Origin of the sequence: Enterococcus sp. AZ095a, assembly GCF_050546735.1 — a bacterium.
Classification (GTDB): domain Bacteria; phylum Bacillota; class Bacilli; order Lactobacillales; family Enterococcaceae; genus Enterococcus_D; species Enterococcus_D entomosocium.
The window spans coordinates 2,835,807-2,849,944 of sequence record NZ_CP172953.1 but is presented as its reverse complement, the minus strand read 5'-3'; the positions used below and the strand labels follow the sequence as shown (position 1 = coordinate 2,849,944).

Here is a 14,138-nt window from a genome sequence, read left to right as displayed (position 1 = left end):
ATAAAAACTAGATATACACCATAAAACCAGTCCAATTTTTTACTTTTTTATAATAAAACGTTGATATATAGCGTTTTTATTCTGTTTTTATCAAAAAAGGACTGGTTTTACAAGTATGTGTGAGCATGCTACTATGTGTGTGAAAACGGAAACACCTGAAAGGGCGCCCGTCAAAAGGATCAGGACCGTTAGCAAACAACAGGGGGAAAAAAAGATGACCAAAGAAGACATCGTAAAACAGATTATTAAAGATGTTGGCGGATCAGAAAATATCAACAATGCATGGCACTGTATGACTCGCTTGCGTTTTGATTTAAAGGATGAGAAGAAAGTCGACTATGCGGCGTTAGAAAAAACACCCAAAGTCGTAGGAACAAAATATCAAAGCAATCAGCTGCAAGTAGTGATAGGAACGGATGTTGCTGATTATTATGCACCTTTAGCCAAAGAATTAGGTCTTGATGAAGCGAACCAAGGGGGAACATCAGAGAAAAAAGGGGCCGTTTCCTTATTTATGGATACCGTTTCTGGCGTTTTTGGTCCGATCGTTCCAGCTATCGCTGGCGCAGGAATGATCAAAGGATTAATGGCTGGATTGGTGGCTTTGAATGTCATCTCTAATCAAACAGACACCTATTTAGTGATCGACATGATCGCGAGCGGCGTATTTACATTCTTGCCATTTTTTGTTGCTGCCTCAGCCGCTCGGATTTTTAAAACCAATCAATATTTAGCGATCGCAATCGCGGCAACGCTGCAATTTCCAACGATGACCAATGCGGTAGCCGAAGGAAGTATTTCCGCCTTTCGCTTGTTCGGCATACTGCCAGTACCCGTCTTTAACTATGCAGGAACAGTGATTCCCATTATCTTTGCCGTGCTGGCGCTCAGTTATATTTACCGTTGGGTCGATAAACTCTTACCACAAGTGCTGCGTACCGTGTTTACACCGACGATTTCGTTGTTTGTCGCTGGTATCTTGACATTAACGGTCATTGGCCCAATCAGTATCCATCTAGGAAACTTACTGGCTGCTGGCGTGGCTGGTTTATTCACTATCTCGCCTGTCTTAGCAGGAATTGTGGTAGGGGCGATTCGACCAATTGCAATCTTCACGGGATTGCATCATGCCATGACCCCGATCGCTTTGCAAAACTTCGCCAATCAAGGGTATGACATGTTGATGCCAATGATGTTTATGGCAAATATGGCAATCACCGGCGCAACAGCAGCTATTTATTTCAAAGTCAAAACCAAAGAAGAAAAATCGATCATTCTATCTTCGGCGGTTTCTGGCTTATTAGGGATCACAGAACCTGCGTTATTCGGGATTTTGTCGAAGTATAAAAAAGCCTTTATCGCAGCAACAGTTGGTAGTTCTGTGGCGTCTGCCTTCATCAGTTTCTTCGGTGTTCGGATTTATGGATATATTCTTTCAAGTATCTTTAGTTTGCCAGCCTATATTGGGGAATACTTTATCTATGCTGTTTTAGGGATCATCTTGGCAATCGGCTTATCCTTTGCAATGAGCTGGTTCTTGGTACCAAATCAAGCAGCCGAAGGCGATCGTTACACCAACGAAGTGGATCTGCATGCCGTGACCCATGGAGAATATGTCCCATTAGAAGATGTACCAGATGAAGTTTTTTCAACGAAAATGATGGGAGAAGGCTATGCCATCGAGTCACAAGATGGGCAAATCTTTGCACCGGTCAGTGGCGAAGTCACCACTGTGTTCCCTTCAAAACATGCCGTCGGGATCAAAACCCAAAACGGCGTTGAAGTTCTTGTGCATATGGGGATCGATACAGTCTCACTTGGCGGACAAGGCTTTGATGTCTTTGTCAAAGCTGGGGAGCAAGTCACTCCGCAAACCAAACTGGCACAAATGGATCTACCTTATATCAAGCAGCAAGGCAAAGAAACCATGGTGATCGTTTTGATCACCAACATGGATCGCGTGCAGCAATTTTCTGGAAGTACTGATTTAGAAGGCAGACACCAAGCCGGTGCATTGCTGGAAAAAGTCGTTTTGAATGCCTAATAAAAAAAAAGATGAGCTTCATTAATGAAGTTCATCTTTTTTTTATTGCAATTAACTACGCAGCCCACGGCCTTTTTGGATCAAGTACCAGCATACGCTGTATAAGACAACAATGAACAAGACCAAAATACCGATGGATAGGAAAATTGGGACATCGATGGTGCCTAAAAAGCCGTAGCGGAAACCAGAGATCATATACACGATCGGGTTGACTTTGGAGATCGTTTGCCAAATCGGCGGCAGCATGCTGATGGAGTAAAAGACGCCTCCAAGATAGGTCAATGGTTGTAAAACAAAGGTTGGCACGATGGAAACATCGTCAAAGGATTGGGCGAAGATCCCATTTAGCAACCCTGCTAATGAAAATAAGATGGCGGTCATGACTAGGGTTAAGACAACGATGACCCAAGAATACACATGTAATGGCACGAAGAAAAGGGAAATGATGGTCACCAATGTGCCCACCAAGATACTACGGCCAAGTCCGCCAAAGACAAAGCCCCAAATGATGACGTGAGTAGGAACCGGCGCCACTAAGAGTTCCTCAATGTTTTTTTGAAACTTCTGTGAAAAGAAGGAAGAAGACACATTGGAGTAAGAGCTGGTGATCGTCGACATCATGATCAGCCCAGGAACGATAAATTCCATATAAGAAAAGCCGCCCATTTCGCCGATGCGGCTGCCAATCATTTTCCCAAAGATAATGAAGTATAAGGAAGTAGTGATGACGGGTGGGACGAGGGTCTGCACCCAAATCCTTAAATAGCGGTTGGTCTCTTTGACCGCTAAACTTTTTAAGGCTGTAAAATAAAGACTAAACATGGTTTTCCTCCGCTTCGTGTGCTTCTTCGGTGATTTTCAAAAATAGTTCTTCCAAGCGATTGGATTTGTTGCGCATGGAGAGGACATTGATCCCTTGCTGGCTGAATTGAGCAAAAAGATCGTTGACGCCTTGGTCTCGAGCGACTTCAACGGCGATGGTCTGTTCATCTTCCATTTGGATCGGATATCCAGTGATCGTTGGTGCTTGTTTGATCGGTGCGATATCAAAAAGAAAGGTTTCAAATTGCAGTTTTGCCAACAAGGATTTCATGCTGGTGTTTTCGATCAGTTCACCAGATTGAATGATCCCGATGTTGCGGCAAAGCATTTCCGCCTCTTCTAAATAATGGGTCGTCAAAATGATCGTTGTGCCATTTTGGTTCAGCTCCCGCAAAAAGCTCCACATTTCCCGACGCAATTCGATATCGACACCTGCCGTCGGTTCATCCAAAATCAATAGCCGTGGTTCATGCATCAGGGCACGAGCGATCATCAAACGGCGTTTCATCCCGCCTGACAGCATCCGCGCACGAACATTGCGTTTTTCCCACAAATTCGACTGCTTCAAGTATTTTTCGCTGCGCTTGATGGCTTCGTTGCGGGGGACACCATAATACCCAGCTTGATTGACCACGATCTGCTGGACCGTTTCAAAGGGATTGAAATTGAATTCTTGGGGAACCAAACCAATCTGTTGTTTGACTTGGACCAATTCTTTGTCTAAATCGTAGCCGAAGACTTTGACGCTTCCGGAAGATTTATTGACAAGAGAGGTGATAATGCCGATGGTGGTGGACTTTCCAGCGCCGTTAGGGCCTAACAAGGCATAAAAGTCGCCTTCTTCCACCGTCAAATTTATGCCCCGCAACGCTTCAACGCCGGTGGCATAGACTTTGCGTAAATCGGTTAGTTCTAGTGCATAGGTCATGTTTGTTTGAACTCCTTCTATGTATGATGGTTTATTCTATCATTTTTTTTCAAGAAGAACCGCATGATTTGATTTTTTTCATTTGATTAGATAACAATTGTTGCTAATCGATGAAAAGTGGGAAAGAGGCAAAAGAAAAAACGACCATTTGATCGTTTTTTCGATAAAGTCGATTGTTAGCATAAATACCGTTCTGGTCGTTCTGTCTGTCCTAATAAGTAATCGACAGAAACATTATAAAGGGAAGCTGCGTGTAGCAGCGTCAATACATCGGGTAAGCAATCGCCTGCTTCGTATAAGGTGTAATCGGGGTAAGACACATCGAGATGCTGGCATACTTCTTTTGGGCTCAATCCGCGTTCTTCTCTTAAAAACTTGAAGCGGCAACGCAAGGTGTCTAATAAAAAAGCTTCTTCTAATGTCACTTTGCGGTCCTCCTTAAAAAAATTGCGCTTCCTTTCGCACTGTTCTCTTTTTATTGTACCAACAAAAGCAAAATATGCGAAGTAATTCACATGAAGGTCGAACGGTTTTTGTTAAAAAGCGAAACAAATGACTTGCTCTGAGACGCGTTTCATACAGTATGCTTGATTTATAAAAAGGAAGGCGGGATGAAAAAATGAATACATACATGAAGAAAAATGGTGCGGAATGTTGTTATGTAACGTTGGCTTTTGATGGACAACAACTGGTATTGACGAAGCCAAAAGGGTTCTTTCAAGAACGATTAGTAGAAATTCCTGTGGATGAGATCAGTCACTTGACGTGTGATGAACACTTCGGGTCTCAGCGGATCGGATTTATTCATCACAATGATTACTATGAATTTTATACATGTGGGTTAAGTGTGATAGACTATATGAAAGAACAATTATTCGTTTAAGGAGCAGTGAGTCATGGCAAACATTCGGGATATTGCACGCTTGACCGGTTATTCGGTCTCCACAGTTTCACGAGTCATTAACAACAATCCGTATGTCAGTGAAGAAAAGCGTCGCAAGATTCTGGCTGTCATGAAAGAGGTCAACTATATTCCAAATTACACGGCACGAGCGTTGAGTGTTGGTAAAACCAAAAATATCGGTGTGATCCTACCGTTTGTCAATCATCCCTATTTTGATCGATTATTGAGCGGCATCACAACAGCAGCGTTTGCTCGGGGCTATAAGGTGACGCTTTTAGCCACGAACTATGATCCGCAAGTAGAGGAAGCGTATTTGCAAGAATTTGCGGCGAAAAGCTTTGATGCCTTGATCATTGCCTCGCGGGCGAATCCGATCGAAACCTTATTGCCTTATCGTTCTTACGGTCGCATCGTCTTTTGTGAGAATATCTCGTATTTGACTGACGGTTGCACCTATATTGATCGAGAGGAATCGATCAAAGAAGTCTTTACGTATTTTAAGGAACAAGGTATCCAGAAAATTGGCGTGACATTGGGACGCAGCCGCAAGCTCAGCAGCAATTCAAAAATCACGGTCCGTTTGGCTCATGACTATTTTTCGACTTTTTCCGAAGACTTGATCTTTTGGGATTGTTTGACGGAAGAAGATGGCAAAGAAGCAGCTGCTTATTTTGCAGATAAAGGGGTCGAAGCGATTTTCACCAATGGGGATCATGTTGCTGCTGGGATCCAGTCGCAGGCGCCGGGAGAATGGCTTGTGATTGGACGGGACAATTTATACATCAGCGAGCTGCTGCAGCTTTCAACGATCGATCATCACTTGCAAGCTTGCGGGGAGACTGCCGTCCAATTGGCGATAATGGAAAAAAGCGGCAACTATCGCATGCCCTATGAGTTCATCAAACGATAGCATAGACGAAACGATGCGCAAACAAAGCCCCTGAACGGGCAGTGCTTGCGCATCGTTTTTTTAATGGGATTCGGTGTAATGGTCAATGATCTGTTTCAACAGCTGGGCGCTGCCGACGCCCGCTTTTTGATCGTAATAGGCGGTAAAACGCTCGTCTTGAACGTACATTTCCCCTAAAGATCGGTGATATTTTGCTGAGTAAAAGGGTGCTGCTTGTTTGAGCCATGCTTGATGTGCAGCAAAAGCCATTTGGGCTTTGTCAGAAGGGATTCGTTTCCCTTCCTTTTCAGTCAATAGCTCTTTTAACAGCTGCAATAAGCGGTTTTCGTTGTCGGTCAGTGCTTGATAATCGACTTGGGTCATCTGCTGCCACTTTTGGTTGCTTTTTTCGATGATCTCCTCACCGTAGGTTTCTCGTAACTCGGCACCGTAGTTTGCTTCGTTTTCACGAATTTTTTGTTCCTTAAAATAACTGAATTTCTCTTGATCGGTCATCGTCTTTTCTCCTTCATAATAATCAATTGTTTGCGCTAAGGTGGTCAAAAGACTGTCCAGGGCTGCTCGCTCTTGTAAAAGCTGTTGGTAATGCTGCAACAAGACCGTTTGGATCGATGCTTGCGGCTCATCCAAGATCCCGCGGATCGTTTCTAATGACAGCCCAAAAGACTTAAAATACAAAATCTGCTGTAGGCGATCGACTTCCTGTCTCCCGTAGATACGGTAACCAGCTGAGTTGGTGCGTTGCGGTTGTAACAACTTGATCTGATCATAATACCGCAGGGTACGGCTGCTGACTCCTGACAGTTTGGCTAAGGCACTGATCGTATATTCCATCGGCTTTTCCCTCCTTACACCTGTATCCTAAAGGTTGACGTAACGACAAAGTCAAGAAAATTTTTTTGCGTTTTTTAAAATGTGCTATAATTATAACAAAGAAAGGAAGATAAGATGCAAATAGTTTTTTCTGATATTGATGGGACGTTTCAAGAAATGGGGCACCCGATTCATGAGATCAATAAAGAAGCCATCCGTTGTTTGCAAGCCCAAGGGGATCACTTTGTGTTTGTCACAGGGCGAGGATTTGAGCTTGTTCAAGATATGATGGCGGAAGAAGGCCTTTCCTGCGATGTGATTTTCGGAAACGGCGCCGGTCTGATGATAAAAGGAGAAGCGCCTGTTTTGACGCATACCTTACCCTATAAGACATTGGCACAAGTGATTGGTATCTTAGAGACAGAAGCGGTTTTTTATTTCTTACATACTGACCATGGCATCATTTCCCCACAAGCGCATTTGTATGAAGCGCAATTTCAAGAAAGCCGTAAGCAGTTACTCGCGGAGTTAGGGGAGCGAGGGCAAATCATCGCTGACTACAAATACGAGTTCTTCTACAACGAATGCCTTCATAAAGACGACGTGTTGCAGTTTATGAAGGAACATCCAGAGATAAAGGTCATCAAAATCGAACTGATGGAAGCGTCAGACGAAAAAAGAGAACGGCTGCGGGCGATGATCCAGTCAGAAACGGCAGCGATTTTTCAATCCTTTGTCCAAACACTGGAAATCGTTGATCCATTGGCGACCAAAGGTGCGGCGATCCGTAGCTTTTTAGAAGCTTTTCCCGCTGCCAAAAGCTACGGGATCGGTGATGGTGAAAATGACCTTGCGATGTTTGAAGCGGTGGATGTTTCTTTGGCTGTAGCAAATGCCAGCCCAGCGATCAAAGCAGTTTGTGATCGAACCATTGAGCGCGCGGAAGACGGCGGTGTTGGCCGCTTTATTTTAACAGAATTAGTTTCGAGAGAGGATGTTGTGCATGAAGTTGATTGAAACCCCAGTAAACCAAAATCTAAATATGGAAACTTTTTACCCGAACATCTCCAAGTATCTATTCGACAAAATAGCGATCAAATACTATAAATTGTATTCGCTTGATCGGACGCAGATTCTCTATGTGGATAGTTTTGATACGATTTCTTTAGTATTGATCAACAATAAAAAGAAAATCAGTCGGGAAGAAGTCGATACAGCGATTCATCGTTTGCTGAAGGTCGATCGCAAAGACGTGACCGTCAATATCAATATTCGTAAAGAAATGGAAGCAAGAGGCATCACCTTTTCTAAACCGAGAAAAGATGTCATTCTTGTTCAATTGCCTGTGAAAGAACACTAGTTGAAAGAAGTTGGGACATGCACGTTGCAAGAGCAATCAAACGTTGAACAAAGGGGCGACCTTATACGAGCGCGCAAATAATGCGCAATAAGTAGGAGGCTGACCCATGCTTTGGAGCAATTTGTTCTCAGATGGATTGCCTTGTACTGGCAAAAGCCTAACTTTTTTTTGAAAAAACAAGTTTTTCTGTCTTTTGTGTTTTTTTTGCTATAATGAGAAGAAGTAAGCTAGAGGGAGTAAGAACATGCAGAAATTATTTAAAGATGACAGCTTGACGCTGCACACCGATCTCTACCAAATCAACATGATGCAAACCTATTGGGAGTTAGGCAGAGCCGATCGTAATGCGGTGTTTGAATGCTATTTCCGTGACATGCCTTTTGAAAATGGCTATGCGATCTTTGCCGGTCTGGAACGTTTGATCGATTATTTGAACGATTTATCCTTTTCAGAAACGGATATTGCCTACTTGCGAGAAATCGGCGGCTACCCAGAAGCTTTTTTAGAGTATCTAAAGGAGTTCAAGTTTGCTTGTACCGTTCGTTCAGCGTTAGAAGGCGATTTAGTCTTCAATAATGAACCGATCATTCAAGTAGAAGGGCCGTTAGCACAAGCGCAGCTGATCGAAACAGCGCTACTGAATATGGTCAATTTCCAAACCTTGATCGCCACGAAAGCTGCCCGCATCAAATCTGTGATCGGCACGGATCCCTTGTTGGAATTTGGTTCACGTCGGGCACAAGAATTGGATGCAGCCATTTGGGGGACCCGAGCGGCTTATATTGGCGGAGCGGATGCGACGAGTAATGTGCGGGCAGGGAAGATTTTTGGCATCCCAGCCAGCGGAACCCACGCCCATTCCCTCGTGCAATCCTATGGCAATGACTATGATGCATTTATGGCGTATGCCCAAACCCACAAAGATTGCGTATTCTTAGTCGATACCTATGATACCTTGCGTTTAGGTGTGCCAAATGCGATTCGTGTGGCCAAAGAGATGGGGGATAGGATCAATTTCTTGGGTGTGCGGATCGATAGCGGCGATATGGCCTATATCTCGAAAAAAGTCCGTGAACAGTTGGATGAAGCGGGATTCACGGAAGCCAAAGTCTATGCTTCCAATGATCTAGACGAAAATACGATTCTAAGCTTGAAAATGCAAAAGGCGAAAATCGATGTATGGGGTGTCGGCACCAAGCTGATCACCGCTTACGATCAACCGGCATTAGGTGCGGTTTATAAACTGGTTGCCATCGAAAATGAGCAGGGAGAAATGATCGACACCATCAAATTATCCAGCAATGCCGAAAAGGTTTCGACCCCTGGGAAAAAACAAGTCTGGCGGATCACCCGTAAATCGGACGGCAAATCAGAAGGCGATTATGTCACGCTATGGGAAGAAAATCCGCAAGCAGCAGACGAACTGTTCATGTTCCATCCTGTTCACACTTTTATCAACAAAACAGTGACGAACTTTGATGCGCGACCATTGTTGCAAGATATCTTTGTGGATGGCCAGCAAGTGTATCAAGTACCTGACTTAGAACACGTCAAAGCCTATGCGACGAATTGCTTGGATTCCCTTTGGGATGAGTACAAACGTGATTTGAATCCACAGAAATACCCAGTCGATCTCTCGCAAGAATGCTGGGATCATAAAATGCGCACGATTGAAAAAGTACGCAAACAAACCAATGGCGCGATTTTATAATCCGCAACTGCGCTGGTCCTAGGATCAGTCAGCTGCTTCAAAAAATAAGAGGAGGCGTTTCTATGACCATGCAACAAGAAATTATCAAAGAATTAGGAGTCTTACCGACCATCGACCCGAAAGAAGAAGTTCGTAAGAGTATTGATTTTTTAAAGGCGTATCTGCAAAAGAATTCGTTCTTGCATACGTTTGTCTTGGGGATCAGTGGTGGGCAAGATTCGACATTAGCTGGCCGGATCGCGCAATTGACGATGGAGGAAATGCGCAGTGAAACCGGGAATCCCAACTATCAGTTCATAGGGGTACGCTTACCTTATGGGGAACAAGCAGATGAAGAAGATGCCAAAAAAGCCATTGAATTTATCAAACCAGATATTGAGCTGCGGGTAAACATCAAAGACGCCGTCGATGCCCAAGTGCAAGCGGTGGAAGAAGCAGGCTTAGCGGTTTCTGACTTTAATAAAGGCAATATCAAAGCCCGTCAACGGATGATTACGCAATATGCCATTGCGGGTGAAAAAGCAGGAGCTGTTCTGGGTACGGATCACGCTGCTGAAAATATCACCGGCTTCTTTACGAAATACGGCGATGGCGGTGCCGATATCTTACCACTGTTTCGTTTAAACAAACGCCAAGGCCGCCAACTCTTGCAATACTTAGGCGCACCAGAAGCATTGTATACCAAAGTCCCGACTGCGGACTTGGAAGACGGCAAACCTTTAGTTGCAGATGAAGCAGCTTTAGGAGTGACCTACAACGACATCGATGACTATTTAGAAGGCAAGGAAATTGCGGCTGAAGCCCAACAAACCATTGAAAACTGGTGGAACAAAACGCAACACAAACGCCACTTGCCAGTCACGATTTTTGATGATTTTTGGAAATAAACAAAACCAGTGATTGAGTTCCATTCGGATAGAAAGAAGAGTCTAGGGGCAAGAAACCTTAGACTCTTTTTTATGAGGGTTGCTTTCTTTAAAAATAACAAAAGCTTCTTACCTCGGCTTTACTTTCTTGCCTTGAAAGCATAAAATACGAGGGTACCTAGAATGTGTAGAAAAGGAGGAATGTTCCTTCGTGAAAATAAATAGCCATCCTTATCTGAAGATCGCTTTAAAAGGCATCGCCATCGTCCTGTTGATCATTTTCAGTAATTTATATTTGCAATGGTGTCAAAACAATCTTTCCGTTGAATTAGCCTTGAAATTTGCCTTTTCGTGGCATACAGCAAAGTTTTTCTTGGCTTGTGGGGTGCTACTGCTGGTGTATGGGGTGTTTGCCAGTTTGGCAGGTTCAGTACTGATCGGGGGCATCTTTTATAGTGTCGTCATCGGAATCTTAGGGTACGCCAACCATACGAAGATGGTCTATCGCCAAGAACCAATCTATCCTGATGATTTAAAGATGGTCACTCAATTCGACCTTCTACGAACCATGATCGGCAATGGCGCGTTTTTCTTAGCCATCCTCTTTGCTCTGGCGGCGATCGGGGCGATCGGCTGGAGTATCTATCGCAGCCGCAAATTAAACCGGCGTTTACAAGTAATGCGAGGGGCAGTGCTGGTCGTATGCTCGCTGGGCTTAGTCTATGTTTCACACTTCAACGACAGCAACAACCTTCTACGCAAAGCCTACAATCAGACGGCGCTCTGGATTCCGTATTCACAAAAAATGAACTATTACAATACGGGATTTATCGGTGGGTTTTTGTACAACTTGCGGGTAGATGCCATGACGAAGCCTGAGGGGTATTCAAAAGAAGCGATCCAAGCGATTGCGGATACCTACAATGCACAGGCGGCGGAGAAAAACCAAGACCGTGAAAGTGAAGCACCAAATATCGTTTATGTGATGAGTGAGAGCTTTTCCGACCCGAGCCATTTAAATGGCTTGTCGATCACCGGCGATCCGTTGAAAGACTATTACCACGTCGCCGATCAAACCATCAGTGGAAAAATGCTTTCGCAAAATTATGGGGGCGGTACGGCAAACATCGAATTTGAAGCGTTGACTGGTTTTGCCATGGGCCTATTGAATCCGCAAATGACAACGCCTTACACGATGCTAGTGCCGAAATTGACGCAACTGCCATCCTTGGTTTCTTTCTTGGAACAATCAGGGTATACGGCAACGGCGATCCATCCTTACGATACATCAATGTACAAACGCAAGGATGTCTATGGGGTGATGGGGTTTGAACAGTTTATCGATCAAGATACGATGACCTATACCGACAAAATCGAAAATAATCCTTACATCTCTGATGAGGCGGCCTACAAAGAAGTGCTGGCATTGTTGGAAAACGATCAGCAACCGCAATTTGTCCATTTAGTGACGATGCAGACCCATATGCCCTATGCTGGCAAATACGATACGCTGAATTACCAAGCGAGCGGTCCGGGCAATATGGCTTCTTTGGAAAACTACCTACAGGATATCTCTTATAGCAGTACAGCGTTGAAAAACTTTGTGGCTGAATTAGAGCAGCTGGATCGGCGAACGTTGGTCGTCTTTTGGGGAGATCATTTACCAGGCATTTATGCCGATGAGATCAAGGATCAAAATGAAACGGCTGCCCTGCATGAAACCGAATTTTTGATGGTTGATTCGCAAGGGAATTTTGCGCCAGAAGATGTACCAGTAACAAGTCCTTTTTATTTTGCGCCGAACCTATTAGAAGCCAGTGATCAACCAACCAGCGGGTTTTACCAGTTGTTGTTGGGCTTGCAAGATGAGTTGCCGGCTTTTGAACTGGGTCAATATTATCAAGAGGGACAATGGCAGACGACTCTTGCGTTGGATCAAGAAGCCCAAGAAATCTATGATGCCTACAATTTGATCCAATATGATGTGCTACAAGGAGAGCAATACAGTTTAACGACTGGTTTGTTTGACTAAATGAAACATAAAATAGCGCCCTATCCTGTGACTGACACTGGGATAAGGCGCTTTTGTTTGTGTGAAGTTATAATTCCTGCCATTTACGATTTTGATCAAAATCATTGGCGGCGGCGTAGGCGTCTTGAACGATCGTTTCAGGGTAGCCCATGACTTTTAAGAGGGCGATCGCGTTGCGGCTCAAGGCAGGACCGGATTTGACCTTATAATCAAAGGAGATGCCGTCATCTTCCGTGACTTGTTCAGAAAAATGAATGTTGCGGCAATCATTTTTCAAAATTTCAGTCAGCTCAATATCATGGGTAGCGACAAAGGCCAATGATGGGTAGGCTCGCAACCAATGGATGATGCTAGCAGAAGAAGCGATTCGTTCCACCGTATTTGTTCCTTTTAAAATCTCATCAACAAAACAGTAGCAGCGCTGTTTCGTGGCAACGGTATCTAGCAGGCGTTTGATGGATTTGATCTCCGCCACGAAATAGCTGTCGCCTTCAAATAGATCATCTTCGACAGCCATCGAGGTAATGACGTGACCAGGAACCATCGTAAAGGTTTCAGCTACTGCTGTCTGGATGGTTTGTGCCAAAATACAGTTGATGGCGACACTTTTGACATATGTCGATTTGCCTGAGGCATTGGAGCCAGTTACAAGGGTATTGTGGTTCCAAGTGACATCATTCATGACTGCTTCACTCAGAAGGGGATGATACGTACCCGTTGCTTCTACACCTCCGCTTGTTTGGAAGGTCGGTAGGCAAGTGATGGGCATATACGTGCGAAAATTTAAAATGGCGGCTGCGACTTCCAATTTTCCCAGCAAATTCCACAGATCGATGGCTGCTTGTTGGTGTTTGGCCAGAGTAGTGGTGACCGTTTGATAGGAAATAAACGGCAGCATAAAAATGATATTGATGTATTCAAACAACATGTCTCCTTCGCTGCCGTTTTTGGCACGAAACGAGAAAGCGAAACGAGTGATCTTCTTTAATGGTGACAAAGATTGTTTGATCTCATCTTGGAGGGGCGTGTTGATTTTAGCGATCTGACTGCCACAGGCAATCGTTTGAACCAAATAGCGCATGCTGTTCAGTTCTGTTTCCAGCTTGGCTTTTTTGATGGAGTAATAGATCGTATTGAAAACGACACTAATCAACGTCAACAGGAGACCTTGGACAATCCCCAGCAGGAGCAGCAAGATGCCGACTAATGGCAGCACACCTAAAAAGACAAAGAACGGCAGAGAACCGATCGATTGCGCCGCTTCATTGGCCAAGTAGGCTTTCGAAAAATTATCATCTTGTTTTCCTAAACGAGCAAACGTATATTGGGATTGTTCGCGTGCGGCACTGTCAGCAGCAAAAAAGTCGATCAATTTGGTCAGCTGTTTGTCCGGCTTGAAGTGGAAATTGCGTAATTGCTGGTACAACGCTTCTGAACCAACACTGGAAAACGTCAGATTAATGGACTCAAACAACGAAAAGCCATCCAAGTCATACCAAGTGATGTCATCGACCTCGCTATCAAAATCGTGAAACTTCTTCTCAGTCAGCCAAGCTTTTTTCAAACTCGCTTCTTTATCAAAGCGGGGCTGACGGGGAAGTTTTCCCCAAGCAAGCCGAACGTAACGGCGTACTTTGTATCGATTCCAGATATCTAGTGCGGTCAAGATGAGAATGCTGGCGAGTATGATCAAAATGACCATCGTTTGTGGTTCCATATGCAAAAGTCCTCCTAATGGCTAATGAATG

General features: G+C 44.3%; 13 protein-coding genes. 8 read left to right on the top strand and 5 right to left on the bottom strand.

Translation table 11 applies throughout. From position 1 onward, the window contains the following. Positions 1 to 214: 214 nt before the first annotated feature. Positions 215 to 2,044, top strand: coding sequence for a glucose PTS transporter subunit IIA (locus IGJ26_RS13100; RefSeq protein ID WP_008380669.1), 1,830 nt, complete (start codon positions 215 to 217; stop codon positions 2,042 to 2,044). A gap of 51 nt (positions 2,045 to 2,095) precedes the next feature. Here IGJ26_RS13100 and IGJ26_RS13095 read toward each other — a convergent pair whose 3' ends face one another. From IGJ26_RS13095 to IGJ26_RS13085, 3 genes are all read right to left on the bottom strand, one after another. Continuing rightward, positions 2,096 to 2,866 carry an ABC transporter permease gene (locus IGJ26_RS13095; protein ID WP_005228499.1) on the bottom strand — a complete coding sequence of 257 codons (771 nt, stop codon included), beginning with the start codon at positions 2,864 to 2,866 and terminating at the stop codon, positions 2,096 to 2,098. Continuing rightward, positions 2,859 to 3,794 (bottom strand): ABC transporter ATP-binding protein, encoded by a 936-nt coding sequence (locus tag IGJ26_RS13090; protein WP_005234114.1) that lies wholly within the window; start codon positions 3,792 to 3,794, stop codon positions 2,859 to 2,861. Before IGJ26_RS13090 ends, IGJ26_RS13095 begins: the two co-directional genes overlap by 8 nt. A gap of 176 nt (positions 3,795 to 3,970) precedes the next feature. Then, the gene (locus tag IGJ26_RS13085; RefSeq protein WP_008380673.1) at positions 3,971 to 4,219 is read right to left on the bottom strand and encodes a helix-turn-helix domain-containing protein; all 249 of its coding nucleotides are present in this window, start codon (positions 4,217 to 4,219) and stop codon (positions 3,971 to 3,973) included. 194 nt (positions 4,220 to 4,413) lie between these two features. Between IGJ26_RS13085 and IGJ26_RS13080 the strand changes: the two genes are divergently transcribed. Both IGJ26_RS13080 and IGJ26_RS13075 read left to right on the top strand, forming a co-directional pair. Continuing rightward, positions 4,414 to 4,677, top strand: coding sequence for a hypothetical protein (locus tag IGJ26_RS13080; RefSeq protein ID WP_005228502.1), 264 nt, complete (start codon positions 4,414 to 4,416; stop codon positions 4,675 to 4,677). Between the two features lie 13 nt (positions 4,678 to 4,690). Then, positions 4,691 to 5,608, top strand: coding sequence for a LacI family DNA-binding transcriptional regulator (locus IGJ26_RS13075; protein WP_008380675.1), 918 nt, complete (start codon positions 4,691 to 4,693; stop codon positions 5,606 to 5,608). Between the two features lie 60 nt (positions 5,609 to 5,668). On the opposite strand, the gene IGJ26_RS13070 is transcribed toward IGJ26_RS13075, so the two are convergent. Then, positions 5,669 to 6,442, bottom strand: a complete 774-nt coding sequence (locus IGJ26_RS13070) for a MerR family transcriptional regulator (protein ID WP_008380678.1) — start codon at positions 6,440 to 6,442, stop codon at positions 5,669 to 5,671. 114 nt (positions 6,443 to 6,556) lie between these two features. On the opposite strand from IGJ26_RS13070, the gene IGJ26_RS13065 reads away from it, so the two are divergent. The 5 genes from IGJ26_RS13065 to IGJ26_RS13045 all read left to right on the top strand — a co-directional run bounded on the left by IGJ26_RS13065 (position 6,557) and on the right by IGJ26_RS13045 (position 12,390). Further along, positions 6,557 to 7,438, top strand: coding sequence for an HAD-IIB family hydrolase (locus IGJ26_RS13065; protein ID WP_005234118.1), 882 nt, complete (start codon positions 6,557 to 6,559; stop codon positions 7,436 to 7,438). Further along, entirely contained in the window at positions 7,425 to 7,781 is a 357-nt protein-coding gene (locus IGJ26_RS13060) for a DUF1827 family protein (protein ID WP_008380681.1), read from the top strand. The genes IGJ26_RS13065 and IGJ26_RS13060 overlap by 14 nt, the downstream gene beginning before the upstream one ends. 244 nt (positions 7,782 to 8,025) lie before the next feature. Continuing rightward, positions 8,026 to 9,492, top strand: a complete 1,467-nt coding sequence (locus IGJ26_RS13055; RefSeq protein WP_008380683.1) for a nicotinate phosphoribosyltransferase — start codon at positions 8,026 to 8,028, stop codon at positions 9,490 to 9,492. A 62-nt stretch (positions 9,493 to 9,554) separates the two neighbouring features. Beyond that, positions 9,555 to 10,379, top strand: coding sequence for an ammonia-dependent NAD(+) synthetase (gene nadE, locus IGJ26_RS13050; RefSeq protein WP_008380685.1), 825 nt, complete (start codon positions 9,555 to 9,557; stop codon positions 10,377 to 10,379). A 190-nt stretch (positions 10,380 to 10,569) separates the two neighbouring features. After that, positions 10,570 to 12,390, top strand: coding sequence for an LTA synthase family protein (locus IGJ26_RS13045; protein ID WP_016621616.1), 1,821 nt, complete (start codon positions 10,570 to 10,572; stop codon positions 12,388 to 12,390). 67 nt (positions 12,391 to 12,457) lie between these two features. On the opposite strand, the gene IGJ26_RS13040 is transcribed toward IGJ26_RS13045, so the two are convergent. Further along, positions 12,458 to 14,107, bottom strand: a complete 1,650-nt coding sequence (locus tag IGJ26_RS13040) for a MutS-related protein (protein ID WP_086316512.1) — start codon at positions 14,105 to 14,107, stop codon at positions 12,458 to 12,460. Positions 14,108 to 14,138: the final 31 nt, after the last annotated feature.